This is a genomic window from Burkholderia guangdongensis (genome assembly GCF_013403875.1).
Taxonomy (GTDB): Bacteria; Pseudomonadota; Gammaproteobacteria; order Burkholderiales; family Burkholderiaceae; genus Burkholderia; species Burkholderia guangdongensis.
The window spans coordinates 103,939-126,406 of the sequence record NZ_JACBNX010000017.1; the positions used below are offsets into that span (position 1 = coordinate 103,939).

Sequence of the window (22,468 nt, forward strand, 5' to 3'; positions counted from 1 at the left end):
CGGGTGCGTGCCGTCCGCGCCGCGCGGCCTGTTCATCCGCGCGTGCGATCCAGTTTGGCAGCAGCTTAGCAGGATGCCGCGCGCGCATCGATACTGCGAATGGCATAACGGCCATTCGCGCGTGTATTGGCTACGTGAGGCTATGTGCAGCTACATGAAGCCGCACAGGCGGCCGTGTAATCGGGCGAGACCCGGCGCGACCCGGCGCGGGGGCGGGCAATCTGGCGGTGCGGGGGAAATTGTTTGCTAGAATAGCCGATTCTTCCGGCCCAAACCGTGTTTGGAGTCGCCCCGGTGCGGGTGCGGTGTAAGACGCCTTCAGGCAGGCTCGGCAAGGAAACCCCGATTCGCTCGAATAATTTTAGGACGATTGAAGCCATGGCTAACGTTGTTGAAAACCTCGGCAAGCTCGAACGCCGCGTGACGATTTCCTTGCCGAAGGAAGTCGTGCAGAAGGAAGTCGACGCCCGTATTCAGAAACTCGCGAAGAACGTGCGCATGCCGGGTTTCCGCCCGGGCAAGGTGCCGCTCAAGATGGTCACGCAACAATATGCGGGGCAGGTCGAGGCCGAAGTGCTGAGCGACAAGGTTGGCCAGGAATTCTTCACGATCAGCCGCGCGGAAAACCTGCGTGTCGCGGGCCAGCCGAGCTTCGCGCCGACGCAGAGCGAGCCGGCCCCCGACGCGTACGCGTTCGACGCGACGTTCGAGGTCTACCCGGAAGTGACGATCGGCGATCTGGCGAACGCTGAAGTCGAGCGCTCGACGACGACGATCGGCGACGCCGAGATCGACCGCACGCTCGACATCCTGCGCAAGCAGCGCGTGCACTTCCACGTGCGCGGCGAAGCCGGCGAGCACGGCGACGGCGGCGCGGACGCGGCCGCGCAGAACGGCGATCGCGTGACGGTCGACTTCGTCGGCAAGCTCGACGGCGTCGCGTTCCAGGGCGGCACCGCGGAAGATTTCCCGTTCGTGCTCGGCGAAGGCCGCATGCTGCCGGAATTCGAAACGGCGGCGCTCGGCCTGAAGAACGGCGAATCGCGCGAATTCGACCTGAAGTTCCCGGACGATTATCACGGCAAGGACGTCGCCGGCAAGACCGCGCAGTTCACGGTCACGATGAAGAAGATCGAGTGGCCGCACATGCCGGCGATCGACGAGGACTTCGCGAAGTCGCTCGGCATCGAGGACGGCGATCAGACGAAGATGCGCGCCGAGATCAAGGACAACCTCGAGCGCGAAGCGAAGCGCCGCACGCAGGCGATCGTGAAGAACCAGGTGATGGACGCGCTGCTGAAGATCTCCGAGCTCGACGTGCCGAAGGCGCTGATCGAGCAGGATCAGCTGCGCCTCGTCGAGATGGCGCGTCAGGACCTCGCGCAGCGCGGTGTGCCGAACGCGAAGGACGCGCCGATTCCGGCCGAGATGTTCGCCGAGCAGGCAGAGCGTCGCGTGAAGCTGGGCCTGGTGCTCGCCGAGCTCGTGAAGGCGAACGGCCTCGAGGCGAAGCCGGAACAGATCCGCGCGGAAGTCGACGAGTTCGCGAAGAGCTACGAAGACCCGAAGGAAGTGGTCCGCTGGTATTATTCGAACCAGCAGCGCCTCGCCGAGATGGAAGCGTTCGTCGTTGAGAGCAACGTCGTCGATTTCGTGCTGGGCAAGGCGAAGGTGACGGACAAGGAAGTGAGCTTCGAGGCACTGGCGAGCGCATCGGCGCAGCAGGCTTAAGGGTTGCCTGAGCGGCGTGCCGGCTGTCCGAGCGACGGCCCGCACGCCGTTTTTACGTCAGTTGGCGGTTGCCATTAATATGGCGATTGAACGGACGGCTTCCCTGTCGTTCCATTCCCATTTCGAACAAGGCTCATTGAATGATCACTCGCGCTGAATTGCTTGACACGCTCGCTTCGAACGCGCCGCGGGATTTCGAGGCGCAGGCGCTGGGGCTGGTTCCGATCGTCGTCGAAACGAGCGGTCGCGGCGAGCGTTCGTACGACATCTACTCGCGTCTCCTGAAGGAGCGCGTCGTGTTCATGGTCGGCGAAGTGAACGACCAGACCGCGAACCTCGTCGTCGCGCAGTTGCTGTTCCTCGAAAGCGAGAACCCCGACAAGGACATCAACCTGTACATCAACAGCCCGGGCGGCTCGGTGTCGGCCGGCATGGCGATCTACGACACGATGCAGTTCATCAAGCCGGACGTGTCGACGCTCTGCATGGGGCTCGCGGCCAGCATGGGCGCGTTCCTGCTCGCGTCGGGCGCGAAGGGCAAGCGCTACGCGCTGCCGAACGCGCGCGTGATGATCCACCAGCCGCTCGGCGGCGCGCGCGGCCAGGCGTCGGACATCGAGATCCAGGCGCGCGAGATCCTCTACCTGAAGGAGCGCCTGAACAATCTGCTCGCGCAGCACACGGGCCAGGAAGTCGAGCGCATCGCGCGCGACACCGATCGCGACAACTTCATGTCGAGCGACGACGCGAAGGCTTACGGGCTGATCGACCAGGTGTTGCTCAAGCGTCCGTGATCCGGGCGGGGCGCCGTCTCCGGGAGGCTTTCCCTCCGGGGTGCTTCCCTGGGGAGCTTCCCCCCCCTGGGGTACTTCCCCATTAACGCGGCGCCCGTGCCCCGAGCATCTGCGGCAAGCACAGCCAGCCGGCTCCGGTGGCGCCCTAGGTCGTGGCGCGCGGAGCATTCGGCGTATCATGTAATTCACGTGTCCGGAGGCTCATACATTCATGGCGGACAAAAAAGGTTCGAACAGCGAGAAGCTGTTGTATTGCTCGTTTTGCGGCAAGAGCCAGCATGAGGTGAAAAAACTCATCGCGGGCCCGTCGGTGTTCATCTGCGATGAGTGCATCGACCTCTGCAACGAGATCATTCGCGACGAAGCGGCAGCCGCAGGCGTCGAGGCCACCCTGTCCCGGTCGGATCTGCCGAGCCCGCAGGAAATTCGCGACATCCTCGATCAGTACGTGATCGGGCAGGAGCGCGCGAAGAAGATCCTCGCGGTCGCGGTCTACAACCACTACAAGCGCCTGAAGCATCTCGACAAGAAGGACGACGTCGAGTTGTCGAAGAGCAACATCCTGCTGATCGGGCCGACCGGCTCCGGCAAGACGCTGCTCGCGCAGACGCTCGCGCGCTTGCTGAACGTGCCGTTCGTGATCGCCGACGCGACGACGCTGACCGAAGCCGGCTACGTCGGCGAGGACGTCGAGAACATCATCCAGAAGCTGTTGCAGAACTGCAACTACGAGGTCGAGAAGGCGCAGCGCGGCATCGTCTACATCGACGAGATCGACAAGATCAGCCGCAAGTCCGACAACCCGTCGATCACGCGCGACGTGTCGGGCGAGGGCGTGCAGCAGGCGCTGCTGAAGCTCGTCGAGGGCACGATGGCGTCGGTGCCGCCGCAGGGCGGCCGCAAGCATCCGAACCAGGATTTCATCCAGGTCGACACGACGAACATCCTGTTCATCTGCGGCGGCGCGTTCGACGGGCTCGAGAAGGTGATCACCGATCGTACCGAGAAGACCGGCATCGGTTTCGGCGCGACGGTCAAGAGCAAGCAGGAGCGCGACGCCGGCGAGGTGCTGCGCGAAGTCGAGCCGGAAGACCTGATCAAATTCGGTTTGATCCCCGAGCTGATCGGCCGGCTGCCGGTGGTCGCGACGCTCGGCAAGCTCGACGAAGCAGCGCTGATGAAGATCCTCGTCGAGCCGAAGAACGCGCTCGTCAAGCAGTATCACAAGCTGTTCGCGATGGAACGCGTCGAGCTCGAGATCCGGCCCGCCGCGCTGCAGGCAGTCGCCCGCAAGGCGATCCGCCGCAAGACCGGCGCGCGCGGCCTGCGTTCGATCATCGAACAGGCGTTGCTCGACGTGATGTACGAGCTGCCGGCGATGAAGGGGGTGAGCAAGGTCATCATCGACGAGAATGTCATCGATGGCGACGGCAAACCGTTACTGATCTATGAGGACACGCCGAAGGTGGCGGGTTCGAACTGACCGGCTCGACAAATGTTCTGATGAAAAAAGGCCGTTCACGAAAACTGAACGGTTTTTTTTCGTTTATCTTGTGGGTAACTCTGACTGGACACGCGACGGTTACTTTTTTACCGAATATTTCCCACTCGCTGAAGGCTTGCAATCCATACGGGCAGCCTCAACTACCGAACAATTGATTCCACTCATGGGGAAATGAAATGTCAGGCACCCAACTTCTCCCGCCGGAACGCATCACGCTCCCGCTGCTGCCGCTGCGGGACGTCGTCGTTTTCCCGCACATGGTGATTCCGCTCTTCGTGGGCCGGCCGAAATCGATCAAGGCCCTCGAAGTGGCGATGGAAGGCGGCAAGCACATCATGCTCGTCGCGCAGAAAACCGCGGCCAAGGACGAGCCGACCGAAAAGGACATGTACGAGGTCGGTTGCGTCGCCAATATCCTGCAGATGCTGAAGCTGCCCGACGGCACGGTGAAAGTGCTCGTCGAGGGCCTGCAGCGCGCGAAGGCGCTGTCGATCGAGGAGCAGGAGACGCAGTTCTCGTGCGAGGTGATGCCGCTCGAACCCGATCACGCCGACAGCGCGGAGACGGAAGCGCTGCGCCGCGCGATCGTGTCGCAGTTCGATCAGTACGTGAAGCTCAACAAGAAGATCCCGCCGGAAATCCTGACGTCGCTGTCGGGCATCGACGAGGCGGGTCGTCTCGCGGATACGATCGCCGCGCATCTGCCGCTGAAGCTCGACCAGAAGCAGCACATCCTCGAGATGTTCCCGGTCATCGAGCGTCTCGAGCATCTGCTCGCGCAGCTCGAGGCCGAGATCGACATCCTGCAGGTCGAAAAGCGCATCCGCGGGCGCGTGAAGCGCCAGATGGAGAAGAGCCAGCGCGAGTACTACCTGAACGAGCAGGTCAAGGCGATCCAGAAGGAACTGGGCGAGGGCGAGGAAGGCGCCGATCTCGAGGAGCTCGAGAAGCGCATCAACGCCGCGCGCATGCCGAAGGAAGCGAAGAAGAAGGCCGACGCCGAGCTGAAGAAGCTGAAGCTGATGTCGCCGATGTCGGCCGAAGCGACCGTCGTGCGCAACTACATCGACACGCTGATCGGCCTGCCGTGGCGCAAGAAGAGCAAGGTCAACAACGATCTCGCGAACGCCGAGCAGGTGCTCGACGAGGACCATTACGGCCTCGAAAAGGTGAAGGAACGGATTCTCGAGTATCTCGCGGTGCAGCAGCGCGTGGACAAGGTGAAGGCGCCGATCCTGTGCCTCGTTGGGCCTCCCGGCGTCGGCAAGACGTCGCTCGGCCAGTCGATCGCGCGTGCGACGAACCGCAAGTTCGTGCGGATGGCGCTGGGCGGCGTGCGCGACGAGGCCGAGATTCGCGGCCATCGCCGCACGTATATCGGGTCGATGCCGGGCAAGATCCTGCAGAGCCTCGCGAAGGTGGGCGTGCGCAACCCGCTGTTCCTGCTCGACGAAGTCGACAAGATGGGGATGGACTTCCGCGGCGATCCGTCGTCGGCGCTGCTCGAAGTGCTCGATCCGGAGCAGAACCACACGTTCGCCGATCATTACATCGAAGTCGATTTCGACCTGTCGGACGTGATGTTCGTCGCGACGTCGAACTCGCTGAACATCCCGCCGCCGCTGCTCGACCGGATGGAAGTGATCCGTCTGTCGGGCTACACGGAAGACGAGAAGGTCAGCATCGCGCAGCGCTACCTGCTGCCGAAGCAGAAGAAGAACAACGGCCTGAAGGAAGGCGAGATCGAGGTGGCCGAAACGGCGATCCGCGACATCATCCGCTATTTCACGCGTGAGGCGGGCGTGCGTTCGCTCGAGCGCGAGATCTCGAAGATCTGCCGCAAGGTCGTGAAGATGCTGCTGCTGAAGAAGGCATCGGGCGCGATCAAGGTCGACGGCAGCAATCTCGACACGTTCCTCGGCGTGCGCAAGTACGACTTCGGCCTCGCCGCGAAGGAGAACCAGGTCGGTCAGGTGACGGGCCTCGCGTGGACGGAAGTCGGCGGCGATCTGCTGACGATCGAGGCGGCGGTCATGCCGGGCAAGGGCAACGTGATCCGCACCGGCTCGCTCGGCGACGTGATGAAGGAGTCGGTCGAGGCGGCTCGCTCGGTCGTGCGTTCGCGTTCGCGGCGTCTCGGCATCAAGGACGAGGCGTTCGAGAAGCAGGACATCCACATCCACGTGCCGGAAGGCGCGACGCCGAAGGACGGTCCGTCCGCCGGCGGTGCGATGACGACCGCGCTCGTGTCGGTGCTGACTGGCATCCCGGTGCGCGCGGACGTCGCGATGACGGGCGAGATCACGCTGCGCGGCGAAGTGTTGCCGATCGGCGGCCTGAAGGAGAAGCTGCTGGCCGCGCATCGCGGCGGGATCAAGCTCGTGCTGATTCCGGAAGAGAACGTGAAGGATCTCGCGGAGATTCCGGACAACGTGAAGAACGCGATCGAAATCGTGCCGGTCCGCTGGATCGACAAGGTGCTCGAACTCGCGCTCGAACGTACGCCGACGCCGCTGCCGCCGGAAGAGGAAGTGAAGGCCGCCGCGCCGGTCGCCGCCGCGCCCGTCGCCGATGCGGCGAAGGACGCCGGCTCGACGGAAGTGGTCAAGCACTGACGTCGGTTGTCGGTTCGATTCCGGTCGTTGAAAAACCCGCGGCGTGTGTCCGCGGGTTTTTTTATCTGCCCTGAAAATCGCGCGTTTCAGGGCTGGCAAAATGCTCGAAGATCCATTAGACTAGCGGGCTCGCTGGCTGATGATGTTCGTGTCAGCCACGCGGCGAGTCCGGAGCGGGTGCTTAGCTCAGTTGGTAGAGCGGCGCCCTTACAAGGCGTAGGTCGGGAGTTCGAGCCTCTCAGCACCCACCATCCATAGGGATGGATCCCGTTCCAGGGCGATTCGCAGAAGATTGTGGAAGTACGCTGAAACCCGCATGGCTGTTGGCTCTGCGGGTTTTTTGTTTGGGGTGGCCGTTTCGAAAACGGCCATTGGCTGCAATGCGTTTGCGACACCGTTGTTATACCGTTGTCGTCACATCGTTGGTGGAACGCGCCAACGGCTAGGCGAGATGGCGCGCGAAGAATGCCCGGATACGACCTCGCGCGTCAGCCGCGTCCTTCTCCTGGTAGCCCGCCCCGATGACGGCACCGAGCACCCCGATCAGCAGGCCCTTGTGATCGTCGAGGAAGGAGTGCCCGGCGTCCGGATATTCTTTGACATCATGGTCGATTTGGCGCCGCTCGAGCGCGCCATTCAGCCGCGCCGCCGCGCCCTTCAGCGTCCTGTCGCGACCGCCGAAGCTCGCGACCATCGGGCAGGCGCCGTCGAGGATCGCATCGATGTCGTTCGGGACCTGGCCGTAGTTCGGGGCGACGGCCGAAAAGCCGTGACCGGCCGCCAGTAGAATCGCAAAACCGCCCGTCGCGCAAAAGCCGATGACCCCGGTCTTCCCGGTGCAATCCTGACGGCCCTCCAGCCACTGCCGGATGGCGTTGACATCGTCGAACGCCGCTCCCTTTCGCGCCGATAGGTCCATCATCAAGGCGCGGATACAACGGAGCCGGCCGCCCCAGGAGAATAGGTCCGGTGCCACCGCAAGGTAACCTTCTCTGGCCAGCCAATCGGCATGCTCACGCGTCACGTCGGTCAGGCCGAAGATGTCGTGGAGCACGATGACGCCGGGCCAGGGCCCATCGCCTTCTGGCGTCGCCACATAGCTCTTGAGCGGGTGGTGCGGCGTTGAGATCGAGACCTCGGTCGCGTCGCTTCTCATACTATTTGGTCGTTAGGTGTTTCATCTGAGCAGGATAGCGGTCACCCGTGATTGCGCCCAACGCAAAGGACTCGTCGAGATCGTCGAGATCTTCTTGGGTAAGCGCCACATCAAGCGCCCTTAGATTTTCTGCCACACGTTCGGGACGACTCATTCCGACGAGCGGCACAACGTCTTCACCCCTGGATAGCACCCAAGCTATCGCCAATTGCGCTGCCGTACAGTTCTTCTCGCGCGCCATGCGCTCAAGCAGCGAAACCCTTTCCAGATTCTTCGGAAGGTTCTCCTGGTCGAATTTGGGAAACTGGCGACGAAAGTCGTTTGCCGGGAGGTCATTTGTAATTGAACCAGTAAGAAGCCCTTGACCGACCACGCTATAAGCCACCAGCCCGATGCCAAGCTCCCTTACGGTCGGCAGGATTTCCTCCTCAATGAAACGTGTTCCAAGGGAATACTCGATTTCAAGAGCGGTCACGGGATGCACTTTGTGAGCACGCCGAATATTTTCAACGCCGGTTTCAGACAATCCCAGGTATCGAACCTTACCTTCCTTGATGAGATCGGCGATGGCACCCACTGTTTCCTCAACCGGGACGTTCGGGTCGATGCGACCCGGCTGGTAAATGTCTATGACATCCACGCCGAGTCGTTGAAGCGAGTAGGCCGCGAAGTTCTTCACGGCGTTGGGTCGAACATCAATACCCAACATTTGTCCGGAGGGAGAACGAAGGGCACCGAATTTCACGCTGATAAGCGCCTGATCCCTGCGACCTTTGATCGCTTGACCCACGAGAAGCTCGTTGTGCCCCATTCCGTAAAAGTCACCGGTGTTCAAAAAATTGATGCCCGCATCCAAGGCGGCTTGAATGGTGGCGATACCTTCGTCATCGGAGCTTGCCTTCGGCCCCGCGAAACTCGACATGCGCATGCAACCGAGGCCCATTGCGGAAACACGGGGACCATTTCGACCTAGCGTTCTCATTTCCATAGCTGTATTCCTTTTTGATTGGCAGACCCGCTCGCCGTTGTGCTGGGGTGAGTTGTGTTGCCTTCAGGATGCGGGGCGTCGCTTCAGGGAGCGGCGGGGTAGTCGACATATCCCTGCGGTCCGCCCTGGTAGTAGGTCTCCGGGGACGAGGCTGCGAGCGGCAGGTCCTCGCGAAAGCGTCGCACGAGATCGGGATTGCCAATGAACGGCTTGGCGAAGGAAACCAGATCGGACTGCTTGCTTTCGATCGCCGTGTTGGCGGAGGCACGGTCAAAGCCGAAGTTCGCGATCAACGTGCCGTTGAAGCGGGCGCGGTAGTAGCCGATCGTGTCCTGCAACGCGGCGACGGGTGTACCCGACAGGTCGTTCAGCGCTCTGCCCACATGAAGGTGAGAGAGCGGAAGCCCATTGAGACGGTCGACAAGATAGTCGTAGGTTTCGATCGTCTTGTCGGTCAGTCCGAAGCCACCCATTGCGAGCGCCGGGCTGATCTTGATGCCGACACGCCCTGGTCCCCAGACCGCGATGAGCGCGTCGAGCACTTCCAGGACGATCCGCACTCGGTTCTCCGTGCTGCCGCCATAAGCGTCATCTCGGATGTTCAGCGCGCTATTGAGGAATTCAGGCAGGAGATACGTGGTTGCCGCGTGCAACTCCACACCATCGAAGCCGGCCTCCCGGGCATTTTTCGCAGCTACCCCATAGTCGGCAACGGTTGAGGCGATCTCTTCAAGCGACATGGCACGCGGCGTCACGGTGTCTTTGAAACCCTCGGGTGTGAATGATCTCTGGCCAGGGTTTACGGCGGACGGCGCGGGGGGCAGCTTGCCATCGAAAAAGTCGGGATGCGAGACCGCCCCGGAATGGGCAAGCTGCGCGAAGATTGCGCCACCCTCGGCATGCACGGCAGTGGTAACGGCTCGCCAGCCCTCGACCTGGCGCTCGGTAAAGAGACCGGGTGCGTTGATGAATCCGATCGCGTGCGGGCTGATCCAGGTGCCTTCGGTGAGGATGAGGCCGGCCGCCGCCCGCTGGCGATAATATTCGACATGAAGCTCGGTGGGCACGAGCTCGGCATTGCGCGCGCGGCCGCGCGTCATGGAGGACATCACCACACGGTTTCTGAGTTGAAATCCGCCAAGCGTGTAGGGCGTGAACAGAGGTGCGTCGTCAGGCTGGGGCATGGCTAGTGCTCATATCTTTCATTCGGATGCGACCTGTCGGCCGTGTGTTCGAAAAAGATAGTCTCATTCAGAAATTGGCGGTAGCATGAAAAAATAACTTTGAGAAATTCGATTTGTGAATGAATGACAGGTTCGTTTCGTTGCAGCTCTTTGCCCGCGTCGCGAGGAGCGGAAGTTTTTCCGTGGCTGGGCGCGCGATGGGCATGTCGCAGCCTACGGCGTCACGGATCATGGCTGCCCTCGAAAAGCAAGTCGGCGCCGCGCTATTTGTTCGAACCACTCGAGCCGTGACGCTTACCGAGGCGGGCTCCGACTATCTGTCTCGTATTGAGCCCATCCTGACGGCTCTCGAGGAGGCAGATCATGCTGTTCGCGGGACCGGTGAACTGCGCGGTCTCCTTCGCGTTGCCGCATCTTCAGGTTTCGCAATACGTGGCGTCCTGCCGCGTTTGGCGCGTTTCACTGATCAGCATCCCAGTCTGCGTGTCGAATTCATCCTCAGTGATGACCGGCAGGATCTTGTGGGTGGGTCGGTCGACGTCGCCTTGCGCGTTGGTGTGCTCGACGACTCGACGGCGATCGCCCGCAGGATCGGCACCGTGCATCGCATCGTCGTCGCAGCGCCCTCGTATTTGGCAAGGGCCGGGACTCCAGCATCTCCCGGCGATCTGGCCGATCACACGATCATCGTCGGTCCTGCCGGCAGAGTCATGGAGGGATGGACGTTTCGGCGTGACGGAAAGGTTAGCTCGGTGCGGGTCGAGGGGCGCTTCATCCTGAACAGCATGGACGCAGCGGGTGCCGCCGCCGTCGCCGGGCTCGGCCTCCTCTCGACCGGGGATCTCGCTGTCCTCGACGAATTGGAAGCGGGCCGGCTGGTACGCGTGCTCCCGGATTGGGAGATGGGATCAGCGGATATCAACGTTCTGCTTCCGGCGGGCCGAGCCGCAAAGCCGTCCGCCCGCGCATTCGCGGACTTCATGGAGGCCGAGTTTCGGGAAGTTCAGGCCGCCGGAAGTCGAGGGGAACGCATCGCCAGTTAAATGAATCGTCGCCGGTGACGCTATTCGCCTTCAGCCCATGGAAACACCGGGATGACCACCGGCTTCGACGCGGCATCGTCGAAACGTCGCTGCCGCTGGTTGGCCAGCAGCTTGTCGAATTGGCGTTCGGCCTGAACCTGCAACGCTGCCATGTCGGTGCCGATCACTGTGAAGTCCTCCATCACGCGGCGTCCCGCGATGTAACTGGCGCGGCAGTCGGTGCCGCGCCCGGCGAGGAACAAATTCTTCAGCGGATCGAAAATCGGACCGAGGTGTGGCGCGCTCAGGTCGAATACCACGATGTCGGCCTGCGCGCCCGGCATCAGCCGGCCGAGGTCGTCGCGGCCCAGCGCACGCGCGCCGCCCAGCGTGGCGGCATTGAACAGGTCGGCCATTGTGACGGAGGTGGCGCTGTTGTCCATCAGGCGACCGACGTACAGGCCGAGTTGCATGTTGTGCAGCAGGTCCGGCGGCCAGGTGTCGGTGCCGAGGCCCAGATTGATGCCGGCCGACTGATACTTGCCGAACGAATCCAGTGCGTCGCCGTTGCGCACGAACACCGCCGGACAGTGCGCGATGGTCGCGCCCGACGCCGTCAGGCGGTCCCAGTCCTCGGTGCCCTGCACGGACACCGCCGGGTGGCCGCTGAGGTAGATTCCGTGCGGCAGGATCGACCGGGGCGTCAGCAGGCCCAGCGATTCCAGCCAGCCCAGTGGCGTGCGTTGCCGCAGTTGCCTGACGGTCTCGAATTCGTAAGCCGACTGGCAGCAGTGCAGGCGCACGGGCGCGTTCAGCTCGGCGCTGGCCGCCGCCGTGCGCGCCAGCAATTCGGGCGTGCAGGTTTCGATGCGATCGGGCGCGAACATCCCGCGCACGAGGCCGCCCTCGGCGCCGTCGAAGTCCCTGAAAAAGCGCAGCGCATCGTCGAAGCCGGCCAGCCCGCGGGCTTCGTCCCACCACTGGCTCATCGACCGATCGGCGCGGACATAGGTCGTGCCGCTCATGTAGCAGGGGCCGAGGTAGACCCGCAGGCCCAGTTCTCCCGCGAGCGCCGACACGCCGGCGAACTCGTCGTAACCCTCGGCCCACGCCCGGTAGTACATCGACGTGATCGGCAATGCCGTGGTGATGCCATTGCGGATCAGATGGGTGAAGGCGTAGCGGTACTTGAAGATTTCTTCTTCGGGGGTGTAGGCCTCCCGGGGGCCGCGCCGGATGTAGTCGGCTGACCAGAGGCGGCCGTTGTCCAGCTTGCTGCCGTTGTCCACCGTCAGCACCCCGGAGTCGATATCGCCGAGCGCGTCCAGGTCGATCAGGCCGGGACTGATCACCGCCTGGCCGTAATCGACGGTGCGGTCCACGAGGCCGGCGAAACCACGCCCGACGAACTCGATGCGCTCACCTGAAAAGACGACCTCGCCGTTTCGCCAGAACACATGGGAGCGGCCGTCGAAACCGATGACGCACGACGCCTTCAGCAAGGTTCGCATAATGTTTGTTCTCCTGATCAGGCGCCGACGAAAACGCCGTCACGCGCAACGATCCTGCCGCGGCTGACCACGGTGCGCTGCAGGCTTCGGTTGACGATCGCCTCGCCGATGTTTTCGGCGGGCAGCAGCAGCAGGTTGGCCGGGCAGCCTGCGTCGAGGCCGTAGGACGCGATATCGAGCGCCTTCGCGCCGCCCCGGCTGACCATATCGAAGGCCATGGCCAGTTCTTCGTCCTTGCTCCAGCCGAAGCGCAACGCGATCAGCATCGCGCGTTCGAGCATGTCGCCGTCGCCCAGCGGGCTCCACGCGTCGCGAATGCCGTCCGAGCCCGAGCACACCGTGACGCCACGGCTGCGCAACATCGCGACGGGCGGCACCGTTACGTTGGGCGGCGCGCAGGTCATGATGGCCACGTCCAGCGCCGCGAGCCGGTCGGCCAGTCCATGCAGGTCGGCCGGCGGGAACGCGCCCAGCGAGTACGCGTGGCTGATCACGACCTGCCCCTGAAGGCCGAATGCCTGCGTCATGTCGCACAGGCGCTCGATCTCCCAGCGGCCCAGCTCGCCGAGGTCGTGCAGATGGATGTCGATGCCGCGCCGGTAGTGCGCGGCCAGTTGGAACACGGTGTCCAGATGGCGGATCGGGTCGCGGTCGATGCCGGCCGGATCGATGCCGCCGACCACGTCCACGCCGAGATCCAGCGCCGCCTTCATCAGGTCCAGCGTGCCGGGCGAAATCAGCAGGCCGCCTTGCGGGAACGCGACCAGTTGCAGGTCGATCACGTGCCGGTATCGCTCGCGCACCGCCAGCATGGCTTCGACATGACGCAGGCCCCAGACCGTCTGGCAATCGACATGGCTGCGAAAGTACAGCGAGCCGCGCGCGATGCAATGCTCGATCAGCGGGCCGGCCCGCTCGGCGATCGGCACCTGGACGTTCTGCAGTACTGTGTGTTCATTGCTGATGCGATGGTTGCGCGTCGGACCCGCGCTGTTCGGGCGCCACGGCATCGTCCACAGCGTCTTGTCGAAATGCACGTGGCTCTCGACCAGCGCGGGCAGCAGCAACTGGCCCTGACCGTCGACGAGCACGGGCAGGTCCGGCGCCGCGCGGCCGGCGGGCAGCATCGCGGAAATCCTGCCGTCGTCCAGCACGACGTCGACGGCGGGGCCGCCCAGCGGGCGAACGTTGCGGATCACATGGTCTGGCATGACGGTCAGTCGATCTCGTCGATGGGGTTGGACGCCGGCGGGCGGTCGGCATCCATCGAAAAGCGATCGCGGGTGCGGACGTAGTAGCTGGCGCCGAAGCGGCCCACCGGGAAATAGTTCTGCAGACGCACGCGGTAGCGCTCGAGGTCGATCAGGTCGTCACGCGCATGCAGCCACAGCACCTCGCCGATGAAGATGTGCCGGGTGGGGGTCTCCAGCGTTTCGGACAACCGGCATTCGAACGCGACGGGCGCCTCGGTGATGCGCGGCGGCCGCACGGCCCGCGACGGCGCGGCGCTCAGGCCGACCAGCGCGAGTTCACTCAGCGATGACGCCACGGTTTCGCCGCAGCGGTGCATCTGCTCGGCCATCGGCTCGTCGGCGATGTGCACTACGAACTCGCCGTTGGCCAGGATGTTGGCCGCCGTGTCCTTCAGGTGATCGTCCTTCAGCTTGTTGATGCTGATCATCAGGATGGGCGGATCTTCGCCCAGCATGTTGAACATGCTGAACGGCGCGGCGTTGATCACGCCGTCGGCGTTCTGCGTGCTGACCAGCGCGATGGGGCGCGGCACGATCAGGCTGGCCATCAGCTTGTAGCGCTGGTAGGCGGTGAGGGTCGAGAAATCGATATGCATGGCGGGTGCTTTCGAAGTGAGGTGTTTTCAGCGCGTATGAAACCGCACCGGGATGCGCTGCTCATGCACCGCATGGCAGGCAACATGCGAGCCGTCGGGCTGAGCGGCCAGTTCGGGCTTCTCGCTCTGGCAGCGCGCGTTCGCATGCGGGCAGCGCGGGTGGAACGTGCAGCCGGACGGCGGATTCAGCGGACTGGGGATTTCGCCGATGATCGGCGGCTTGTCGCGACCCCGCGTGTCCAGCCGAGGCAGGGCCTCGAGCAGCAAACGCGTATACGGGTGCTTGGGCGCGTCGAACAGCACGCGCGTCGGCGCGACCTCGGCGAGCCGGCCCAGGTACATGACGCCGACATCGTGCGACACGTAGTTGATCACCGACAGGTTGTGACTGATGAAGAGGCAGGTTAGCCCGAGCCGTTCCTGCAGGCGGCGCAGCAGGTTCAGGATCTGCGCCTGCACCGACACGTCGAGCGCGGAGGTCGGCTCGTCGCACACCAGGAAGGTCGGGTTGCCGGCCAGCGCCCGCGCGATCGACACACGCTGGCGCTGGCCGCCCGAAAACTCGTGCGGGAACTTCAGCGCGTCGGCGGGCGCGAGGCCGACCTGCAGCAGCAGTTCGTGCACCCGCGGCATGACGTCGGCCTCGGGCAGCAGCTTCAGGAAGCGGATGGGCTCGGCGATCGCGGTGCCGATGCGATAGCGCGGGTTGAGCGACGCATACGGATCCTGGAAGACCATCTGGATCCGATGCCCGTCCCGGCCCGCATCGGCGAAATGGATGCTGCCGGCGCTCGGCTTGTCGAGTCCGGCCACCATGCGCGCCAGCGTGGATTTTCCGCAGCCCGATTCGCCGACCAGGCTGAACGTCTCGCCACGCCGGATGGCGAAGCTCACGCCGTCGACGGCCTTGACGGATCCGGCCGGGCCCAGCGCGCCGCGCAGCAGGCCGCCGCCGACCGGAAAATGACGCGTGACGTCTCGCGCGACGAAGCTGATCCCGGCTTCGGCGGTCGATGGGTGGGGAGCATTCATTCGGACTCCTGTTCGGCGGCTGCGACCCAGCAGGCGACCTGCCGTTGCCGGACTGTTTGCAGGCGGGGACTGTCGGCGCGGCATCGGTCGGTGGCGTGGCCGCAGCGCGGGTTGAACGCACAGCCGACCGGGCGCGCGTTCAGTCGCGGCATCGCGCCGTCGATCTGGGCCAGCGGGCCGGTCACGGGGCCGAGCGAGGGAATGGCGCTCATCAGACCGCGTGCATACGGATGCATCGGCGCGCGGACGATATCCTCGACGGGACCGATCTCGACGATGCGGCCCGCATACATCACCGCGACGCGATCCGCCGTCTCGGCGATCACGCCCATGTCGTGCGTGACCAGCAGCATCGCCGTGCCGTTCTCGCGGCACAGCTTGCGCAGCAGTTGCAGCACCTGTGCCTGGATGGACACGTCGAGGGCCGTGGTCGGCTCGTCGGCCACGACCAGCCGCGGCTCGGCGCACAGCGCCAGCGCGATCACGATGCGTTGCCGCATGCCGCCGGAGAACTGATGCGGATAGGCGGTGAAGCGGGCTTCGGGCGCCGGGATGCCGACCGCGCGCATCAGGTCCAGCGCGCGCTGCACGGCCGCTTCGCGGGACACCGGCAGATGTGTGCGGATGGTTTCGACCAGCTGGTCGCCGATCTGCAGCAGCGGGTTCAGGCTCATCAACGGATCCTGGAACACCGCGCCGATTTCCTTGCCGCGCACGCGCCGCATGTCGCGCTGCGACAACTGGTCAATCCGGCGCTCGCCTAGGCGGACTTCGCCGCCGGCGATGCGGCCGGGCGGGTCGAGCAGGCCGAGGATGGCCATGCCGGTCAGCGATTTGCCGGCGCCGGATTCGCCGACGAAACCGAGAATTTCACCGGGCGAGATGGAGAACGAAACGTCGTCGAGCGCCAGCAGTGTGCCGTGGCGTGTCGGGATCTCGACACGCAGGCCCTGGACGGTCAGCACGGGGGAGGCGTTGGGTGTCATGGCGTGGTCGCTCGACTCACTTGAGCTTCGGGTTGAAGACGTCGCGCAGCCAGTCGCCGAGCAAATTGATCGCGAGGACGAGCAGCACCAGGCAGAGGCCGGGCATCACCGTGACCCACCATTCGCCCGAGAACAGCACCTCGTTGCCGACGCGGATCAGTGTGCCCAGCGACGGGGAGGTCGGCGGCACGCCGAGGCCCAGAAAGCTCAGCGTGGCCTCGGTCAGCACGCCCAGGCCGAGCGACAGCGTCGCGATCACCATCACCGGGCCCAGCACGTTGGGCAGGACATGGCGAAACAGAATGCGCAGCGGCCCCATGCCGATCAGCTTCGCGGCGTGCACGTAGTCTTTGGACTTTTCCACGAGCGTCGCGCCGCGCACCGTGCGCGCGTACTGCACCCAGGTGGAGATGCCGATCGCGAAGATCACGACCACGAGCGCCAGCTGCTCGTGCAGCGCGTGCGGCAGCAGTGCGCGCGACAGGCCGTCGATCAGCAGCGCGACCAGGATCGTCGGGAAGCTGAGCTGCATGTCGGCGAGCCGCATGATCAGGTTGTCGACGCGGCCGCCGGCGTAACCGCTGACGAGGCCGAGCGTCACGCCGATCACGAGCGAGAGCAGCGTCGCGCAAAAGCTCACCGTCAGCGAAATGCGCAGGCCGTACATCATCACGGACAGCAGGTCGCGCCCCTGGTCGTCGGTGCCCAGCAGGAACTTCATCTGGCCGCCGTCGAGCCATGCGGGCGGCAACCGCGAGTTGAGCAGGTCGAGCGCGGCCGGATCGAACGGATTCTGCGGCGCGAGCCACGGCGCGAGCACGGCGGCCAGCACGAGCACGAGCAGCATCAGCGCCGAGACGACCGCGGTAGGCGTGCGCTTGAAGCTGTACGCGAAATCGCTGTGGCGAAAACGCTGCCACGCGGAGGGCGCGCGCGCGAGCGCGACGGTTTTCGGAGACGGGGCGTTCATGCGAGCCTCACACGGGGATCGACCTGGAAATACAGCAGGTCGACGATCGCGTTGATGATCACGAAGAGCAGCGCGATCAGGATCAGGTAGGCGGCGATCACCGGGATGTCGCCGAAGGTGATCGCCTGGATGATCAGCAGGCCGAGGCCGGGCCACTGGAACACGGTCTCGGTGATGATCGAGAACGCGATCAGCGAGCCGAGCTGCAAGCCGGCCACGGTGATCACCGGGATCAGCGTGTTCTTCAGCGCATGACGGAAGTGGATGGACCGGTCGGCAATGCCGCGCGCCCGCGCGAACTTGATGTAATCGGTGCGCAGGACTTCCATCATCTCGGAGCGCACCAGGCGCATGAACAGCGTGAGCTGGAACAGCGCCAGCGTGATCGACGGCATCACGAGCGACTTCCAGCCGCTCACGGTCAGCAGGCCGGTGGTCCAGCCGCCGATGCGCACCACGTCGCCGCGGCCGAACGCGGGCAGCCAGTTGAGCTCGACCGAGAAGATCAGGATCAGGATGATGCCGGTCAGGAACGACGGCACCGAGATCCCGATCAGCGACACCACCTGCATGATCCGCGCGAGCCACGAGTGGCGCCGGATTCCCGCGTACACGCCCATCGGGATGCCGATTCCCAGCGCGAGGACGGCCGCGCACAGGCTGAGCTCCAGCGTGGCCGGCGCGCGCGACAGAATCAGGCGCCCGACGGGCTCCAGGTTGCGGTACGAGATGCCGAACTCGCCGTGCAGGGCCAGCCACAGATACCTGACGAAGCGGATGACGAGCGGCTGGTCCAGCCCGAGCGACGCGCGCAGCGCTTCCTTCTGCGCGATCGTGGCCGTTTCGCCCAGCAGGTTGTTGACCGGATCGCCGATGTAGTTGAACAGCAGGAACGAGATGAACGACACGCCGACCATCACCAGCAGGCCGTTCCAGAGGCGAATTGACAGGAAACGGAGCATCGAAGCTGCCCTCGGCAAGGCCCGGAAGCATCCGGGTGGATGCGCTGCACGTCGTTCGGCAAGTCAGGCGAGTGCGGCGGCGTGCAGGTGCATCCAGTGAATGGGGTGGGGTGGTCGACAAGCACCGGCACCATCGCGGGACGGGGCCGGTGCTCACGCTCACGGGGTGGTGACGAGCCAGAGGCGCAACTGGTTGTCGGGCCCCTGCCGGAGTTGAACTCCCTTGCGGGCGGCCCAGGTGATCGGCTGCTGGTGCAGCGGGATGTACGCGACGTCGTTGCGCGCGATCGTCACGGCGTCGGCGATCAGCGCGTTGCGCTTGGTCGTGTCGAGTTCGGACGCGATCTTCGGCAGCAGCGCGTCGAATGCGGGGTTGGAGTACCGGCCGGCATTGAGGCCGCCCTGAGTGGACGAGCGGGTGGCCAGCGTGTCGAACAGCTCGGCATAGGAGTCGGCCATCGGCAGGCCGGCATGGCCGATGATGTAGAACGACACGTCCAGGTTGTTCACGCGCTCGGACCATTTGGCGACGGGCTCGAACTGCGGCGTGACCTTGATGCCCACGCGGCCCAGCATCGAGATGATGGCCAGACAGATCTGCTCGTCATACACGTAGCGGTTGTTCGTGCATTCCAGGCCGACCGTGAAACCGTTCGGGTAGCCGGCTTCGGCGAGCAGCTTCTTCGCCGCGTCGACGTTGTAGGGCAGCAGCCGGGTGTTCAGGTTCTTCGGCGCGCCGTTCAGCTGCGGCGACAGGATCATGCCGGCCGGCCACGAGACGCCGCGCATCACCGACCGCTTGATCGCCTCCACGTCGATGGCCTGGTACATCGCCTTGCGCACGCGGATGTCCTTGAACGGGTTCTTGCCCTTCACATCCGAATAGAGCAGCTCGTCGCGATACTGGTCCATGCCGAGGAAAATCGTGCGCAGCTCGGGGCCCTGCACCACGGTGAAGGTGCCCGAGCTGTTGATGCGCTGCACGTCCTGCAGCGGCACGTTGACGGACGCGTCCAGCGCGCCGGACAGCAGCGCCGACGTGCGCGTGGCGTCGGACTGGATCGGCGTGAAGACGACTTCGGTCAGGTTGTGTTTTGGTTTGTCCCACCACGTCGGGTTGGCCTCGAGCACGGTCTTGACGTCGATTTCGCGCGACGCGAGCTTGAAGGGGCCCGTGCCGTCGGTGTGGCGGTTCGCGTAGTTTTCCTTCTGCTGCTGCAGATCGCTGGCTTCCGTCGCATGGTTCGCTTCGCACCACGACTTGCTCATGATGACCAGGTTCAGCAGTTCATTGAGCAGCAGCGGGAAGGGCGCCTTGGTCTCGACATCGACGGTGTAGGCGTCGACCTTGCGCACGTCCTTCACGTCGCCGAGGTTCAGCCGCGAGATGGAGCCGGGCGTCATCACGCGCTTCCAGCTGAACACCACGTCGTCGGCCGTCATCGCTTCGCCGTTGTGGAACTTCACGTTGTGGCGCAGCTTGAAACGCCAGACCGTCGGGGACACCGTGCTCCACGATTCGGCAAGCGCGGGTTCGATCTGGAGCTTGTCGTTGAAGCGGACCAGGCCTTCATAGATGTTGTTCATGAAGGCGGTGGTGAACGAGTTGTTCGTCGAGTACGGGTCCATCGACAGCGCGTCTGCCGACGCGGTCCAGGTGAAGGTCTTCGCCTTCAGCCCGACGGAGCCGAGGCACAGGGATAGCGCGACGCCAAGCGCCATCAGTCGCTTTTTCATCGAATCACTCCTTCTACGAAAGAACCGGTCGGAAGACTAGCGGTGGGTCGTGCGAGGCTTGCGTTTCGTTGGGGCCTGGACGGCGGGGGCCGGCTCGCCCAGCGCCTGCGACAAGTCGACGGCCGGCGGCGGTTCGTCGCCCAGGCGCAGCTGGCGCTCGCAGCCGAGGAGGTGTTCTTCCATCAGGCGTTCCGCGTCCTGCAGTCTGCCGGCCTCGATGGCGTCGAGGATTTCCAGGTGTTCATGAACCGAGCACGTATTGGCGCCGGGCGCGCTGTACAGCGCCGTCATCAGCGAGGTCTGCGCAATCACGAGTTCGAGGTGGTGGCTGAGCGCCGAATTGCCGGTGGCCACCGCCAGGTCCAGGTGGAACTTGCCGGCCAGCCGGATATAGCGTGAGGTGTCGCCGATGCGATTGGCTTCGCGCTCCTCGCCGACCTGCTGCCGCACGTCGCCGATCCAGCTGCGACAGTCGCGGCACGCGAGGCTGCGGACCATGCCGCCCTCCAGGATGCGGCGCAACGCATAGACGTCGCGCGTGGTCTCGACGCCGGGACGGGCCACGAAGGCGCCGCGGTTCGGGATCTGCTGGACGAGATGGTGGTCCGCAAGCCGCGCGAGCGCCTTGCGCAGCGTGCCGCGGCTGGTGCCGAGAATGCGGCAGAGGTCGACTTCGGGCAGCTTGGTGCCGGGGGGGATGCGATGCTCGTAGATCGCATCCGCCAGGCGCTGCTGGACCCGCGATTCCTCACTGACCGAGCCAGCGCCGTGAGCCTCGGCATCGGGCGCCGTGCCGGAGGTGTCGCGGGATTGAACCTCGGACTTGCTCATCGTGGTCTCGCATGGGAGTGTGCACAATCAAGGCCACTATAGTGCGAGATTGTTAACAAAAATATTGGCGTAAGTGCGTAGAAGAGGCGGGGGGCTCGAGCATCTGCCGTGGCGAGGCGTATGAAGAAATGCCGACAGGCGCTCGAGCCCCGTGCAGTGCGCGATGGCCGTTGCGCGCGCCGATCACCGATCGTCGTCGTGAATCGACGACGGATGTCGGCACAGCGCGCGCACCTCGACATCCATATACGGGAACAGCGGCAGTTGGCTCAGCAAGTCGTGCAGTTGCTGCGGGCTCTCGACGTCGAAGATGCTGACGTTCGCGTAACGGCCCGCGATGCGCCACAGATGCCGCCAGATACCTTCGTGCTGCAGGCGCTGCGCCATCGCCTTTTCGTCAGCCTTCAGGCTCGCCGCCTTGATGCTGTCCATATCGGGTGGCAGATTGACGGTCATTTCCACATGAAACAGCATGTTCGCTCCTTGTGAGTTCGGTATGGCTCGACGTCGGTCAGCCGGTCAGTCGGTCAGCGGTGCGCATGCACGCGCTCAACCTCGGCCGCCGGCAGGTTCGCCCGATGTTGCAAACGAAGGTGACGGCAAAGGTGACCGCGACCCGCCGGCATCAGCCCAGCAGCGGCGGCAATTCGTCCTTCAGGAAGTCGACCAGCGCGCGCACCGCGGGCATCATGCCACGGCGTGTCGGGAACAGCACGGCCAATCGTCCGTCGCGCGCGCGCCACTCCGGCAGCACGACACACAACGTTCCCTTTTCGATCTCGTGCGTGCACGCATACAGCGGCAGGCTCGCGATGCCCATGCCTGCCAGCGCGGCTTCCTTCAGCGTCGCGATGTTGTCGCTTCGCAGGCGCGGCTGAATCGTCCGTGCGATCACGTCGCCATGCGCGCCGATCAGGCGCAGCGTGGCCGCCGGTTCGTTCATCGACGCGTAGATCAGCAGATCGCCGCCGGGCAGCGCGTCCGGTTCGTCGATCGCGCCGGTTTGCGCCAGGTACACGGGGCTGGCCACCAACCCCCAGCGCGCGGTGGCGAGGGGCGCCTGGACCAGGCTCGACGATTCCATTTCAGCGCTCAGGCCGCGCACGACCACGTCGACATGCTCCTCGACGAGATCGACTTGCCGATTGCTCGCCTCGATGGCCAGCCGGACCTTCGGGTAGCGCAACATGAAGCGGGGCAGCAATCTGGACAGCACGACGTCCGTCAGCGCGACCGGCATGCTGGCCCGCACCAGCCCCGTGGGCTCGGCGCTCCGGCGCCGGACCGCTTCTTCGCCGGCGAGCGCTTCGGCAATCATCGCCCGGCAATGCGCGTGAAGCGCCTCGCCGGCGTCGGTCAGGCTGAGTCGGCGCGACGTTCGCTGAAGCAGTCGAATGCCGAGCTGCGCTTCCAGATCGGTGATCCGCCGCGAGAGATGGGATTTGCTGACGCCGAGCACCTCCGCGGCAGCGGTAAAGCCGTGATGCTCGATCACCTGAGCAAAAAGATAGAGGTCGTTCAGGTCGACGGATACGGGGTTCATCGGACGTTCCAGTGCGCCAGGATCGGTGTTTATCGTTTCCAACAGGAAACGAT

General features: G+C 64.4%; 19 protein-coding genes, 1 tRNA gene and 1 pseudogene. 6 read left to right on the forward strand and 15 right to left on the reverse strand.

Features of this window, described 5'->3' with window-relative positions:
• Positions 1-378 precede the first annotated feature (378 nt).
• The 5 genes from tig (at position 379) to HZI36_RS17455 (ending at position 6,895) form a co-directional block, all read left to right on the forward strand.
• Positions 379-1,731, forward strand: coding sequence for a trigger factor (gene tig, locus HZI36_RS17435; RefSeq protein WP_179403906.1), 1,353 nt, complete (start codon positions 379-381; stop codon positions 1,729-1,731).
• Between the two features lie 140 nt (positions 1,732-1,871).
• Complete coding sequence (gene clpP, locus HZI36_RS17440) at positions 1,872-2,525, forward strand: ATP-dependent Clp endopeptidase proteolytic subunit ClpP (protein ID WP_179403907.1); 654 nt, start codon at positions 1,872-1,874, stop codon at positions 2,523-2,525.
• A gap of 211 nt (positions 2,526-2,736) precedes the next feature.
• Entirely contained in the window at positions 2,737-4,008 is a 1,272-nt protein-coding gene (gene clpX, locus HZI36_RS17445) for an ATP-dependent Clp protease ATP-binding subunit ClpX (protein ID WP_179403908.1), read from the forward strand.
• Between the two features lie 197 nt (positions 4,009-4,205).
• Positions 4,206-6,644 carry an endopeptidase La gene (lon, locus tag HZI36_RS17450; RefSeq protein ID WP_179403909.1) on the forward strand — a complete coding sequence of 813 codons (2,439 nt, stop codon included), beginning with the start codon at positions 4,206-4,208 and terminating at the stop codon, positions 6,642-6,644.
• Positions 6,645-6,819: 175 nt separating this feature from the next.
• Positions 6,820-6,895 (forward strand) — tRNA-Val (locus HZI36_RS17455).
• 191 nt (positions 6,896-7,086) lie between these two features.
• Here the strand turns inward: HZI36_RS17455 and HZI36_RS17460 are convergent.
• The 3 genes from HZI36_RS17460 to HZI36_RS17470 form a co-directional block, all read right to left on the reverse strand.
• Positions 7,087-7,800: a dienelactone hydrolase family protein gene (locus HZI36_RS17460; RefSeq protein ID WP_179403910.1), complete on the reverse strand. Its 714-nt coding sequence runs from the start codon at positions 7,798-7,800 to the stop codon at positions 7,087-7,089.
• A 1-nt stretch (position 7,801) separates the two neighbouring features.
• Positions 7,802-8,788, reverse strand: coding sequence for an aldo/keto reductase (locus HZI36_RS17465; protein ID WP_179403911.1), 987 nt, complete (start codon positions 8,786-8,788; stop codon positions 7,802-7,804).
• 83 nt (positions 8,789-8,871) lie between these two features.
• The gene (locus HZI36_RS17470; RefSeq protein WP_179403912.1) at positions 8,872-9,972 is read right to left on the reverse strand and encodes an alkene reductase; all 1,101 of its coding nucleotides are present in this window, start codon (positions 9,970-9,972) and stop codon (positions 8,872-8,874) included.
• A 119-nt stretch (positions 9,973-10,091) separates the two neighbouring features.
• Between HZI36_RS17470 and HZI36_RS17475 the strand changes: the two genes are divergently transcribed.
• Positions 10,092-11,015 carry a LysR family transcriptional regulator gene (locus HZI36_RS17475; RefSeq protein ID WP_179403913.1) on the forward strand — a complete coding sequence of 308 codons (924 nt, stop codon included), beginning with the start codon at positions 10,092-10,094 and terminating at the stop codon, positions 11,013-11,015.
• 20 nt (positions 11,016-11,035) lie between these two features.
• Here the strand turns inward: HZI36_RS17475 and HZI36_RS17480 are convergent, their stop codons facing one another.
• The 12 genes and pseudogenes from HZI36_RS17480 to HZI36_RS17530 form a co-directional block, all read right to left on the reverse strand.
• Complete coding sequence (locus HZI36_RS17480; RefSeq protein WP_218884006.1) at positions 11,036-12,505, reverse strand: amidohydrolase family protein; 1,470 nt, start codon at positions 12,503-12,505, stop codon at positions 11,036-11,038.
• 17 nt (positions 12,506-12,522) lie between these two features.
• The gene (locus HZI36_RS17485; protein WP_179403914.1) at positions 12,523-13,716 is read right to left on the reverse strand and encodes an amidohydrolase family protein; all 1,194 of its coding nucleotides are present in this window, start codon (positions 13,714-13,716) and stop codon (positions 12,523-12,525) included.
• A gap of 5 nt (positions 13,717-13,721) precedes the next feature.
• A complete protein-coding gene (locus HZI36_RS17490) occupies positions 13,722-14,354 on the reverse strand; it encodes a flavin reductase family protein (protein ID WP_179403915.1) in 633 nt (210 codons plus the stop codon).
• 27 nt (positions 14,355-14,381) lie between these two features.
• A complete protein-coding gene (locus HZI36_RS27540; RefSeq protein ID WP_425485256.1) occupies positions 14,382-14,696 on the reverse strand; it encodes an oligopeptide/dipeptide ABC transporter ATP-binding protein in 315 nt (104 codons plus the stop codon).
• 144 nt (positions 14,697-14,840) lie between these two features.
• Positions 14,841-15,470: pseudogene (locus HZI36_RS27545) on the reverse strand (ATP-binding cassette domain-containing protein); the annotation flags it as partial.
• The gene (locus HZI36_RS17500) at positions 15,383-16,372 is read right to left on the reverse strand and encodes an ABC transporter ATP-binding protein (protein ID WP_179403917.1); all 990 of its coding nucleotides are present in this window, start codon (positions 16,370-16,372) and stop codon (positions 15,383-15,385) included. The gene HZI36_RS17500 and the pseudogene HZI36_RS27545, both read right to left, overlap by 88 nt.
• A gap of 16 nt (positions 16,373-16,388) precedes the next feature.
• Positions 16,389-17,342: an ABC transporter permease gene (locus HZI36_RS17505; RefSeq protein WP_179403918.1), complete on the reverse strand. Its 954-nt coding sequence runs from the start codon at positions 17,340-17,342 to the stop codon at positions 16,389-16,391.
• Positions 17,339-18,304 carry an ABC transporter permease gene (locus HZI36_RS17510; protein ID WP_179403919.1) on the reverse strand — a complete coding sequence of 322 codons (966 nt, stop codon included), beginning with the start codon at positions 18,302-18,304 and terminating at the stop codon, positions 17,339-17,341. Before HZI36_RS17510 ends, HZI36_RS17505 begins: the two co-directional genes overlap by 4 nt.
• A 159-nt stretch (positions 18,305-18,463) precedes the next feature.
• Entirely contained in the window at positions 18,464-20,041 is a 1,578-nt protein-coding gene (locus HZI36_RS17515) for an ABC transporter substrate-binding protein (RefSeq protein WP_179403920.1), read from the reverse strand.
• 36 nt (positions 20,042-20,077) lie between these two features.
• The gene (locus HZI36_RS17520; RefSeq protein ID WP_179403921.1) at positions 20,078-20,872 is read right to left on the reverse strand and encodes a GntR family transcriptional regulator; all 795 of its coding nucleotides are present in this window, start codon (positions 20,870-20,872) and stop codon (positions 20,078-20,080) included.
• Positions 20,873-21,055: 183 nt separating this feature from the next.
• Positions 21,056-21,346, reverse strand: coding sequence for a muconolactone Delta-isomerase (catC, locus tag HZI36_RS17525; RefSeq protein WP_179403922.1), 291 nt, complete (start codon positions 21,344-21,346; stop codon positions 21,056-21,058).
• Between the two features lie 151 nt (positions 21,347-21,497).
• Positions 21,498-22,415 (reverse strand): LysR substrate-binding domain-containing protein, encoded by a 918-nt coding sequence (locus tag HZI36_RS17530; protein ID WP_179403923.1) that lies wholly within the window; start codon positions 22,413-22,415, stop codon positions 21,498-21,500.
• Positions 22,416-22,468: the final 53 nt, after the last annotated feature.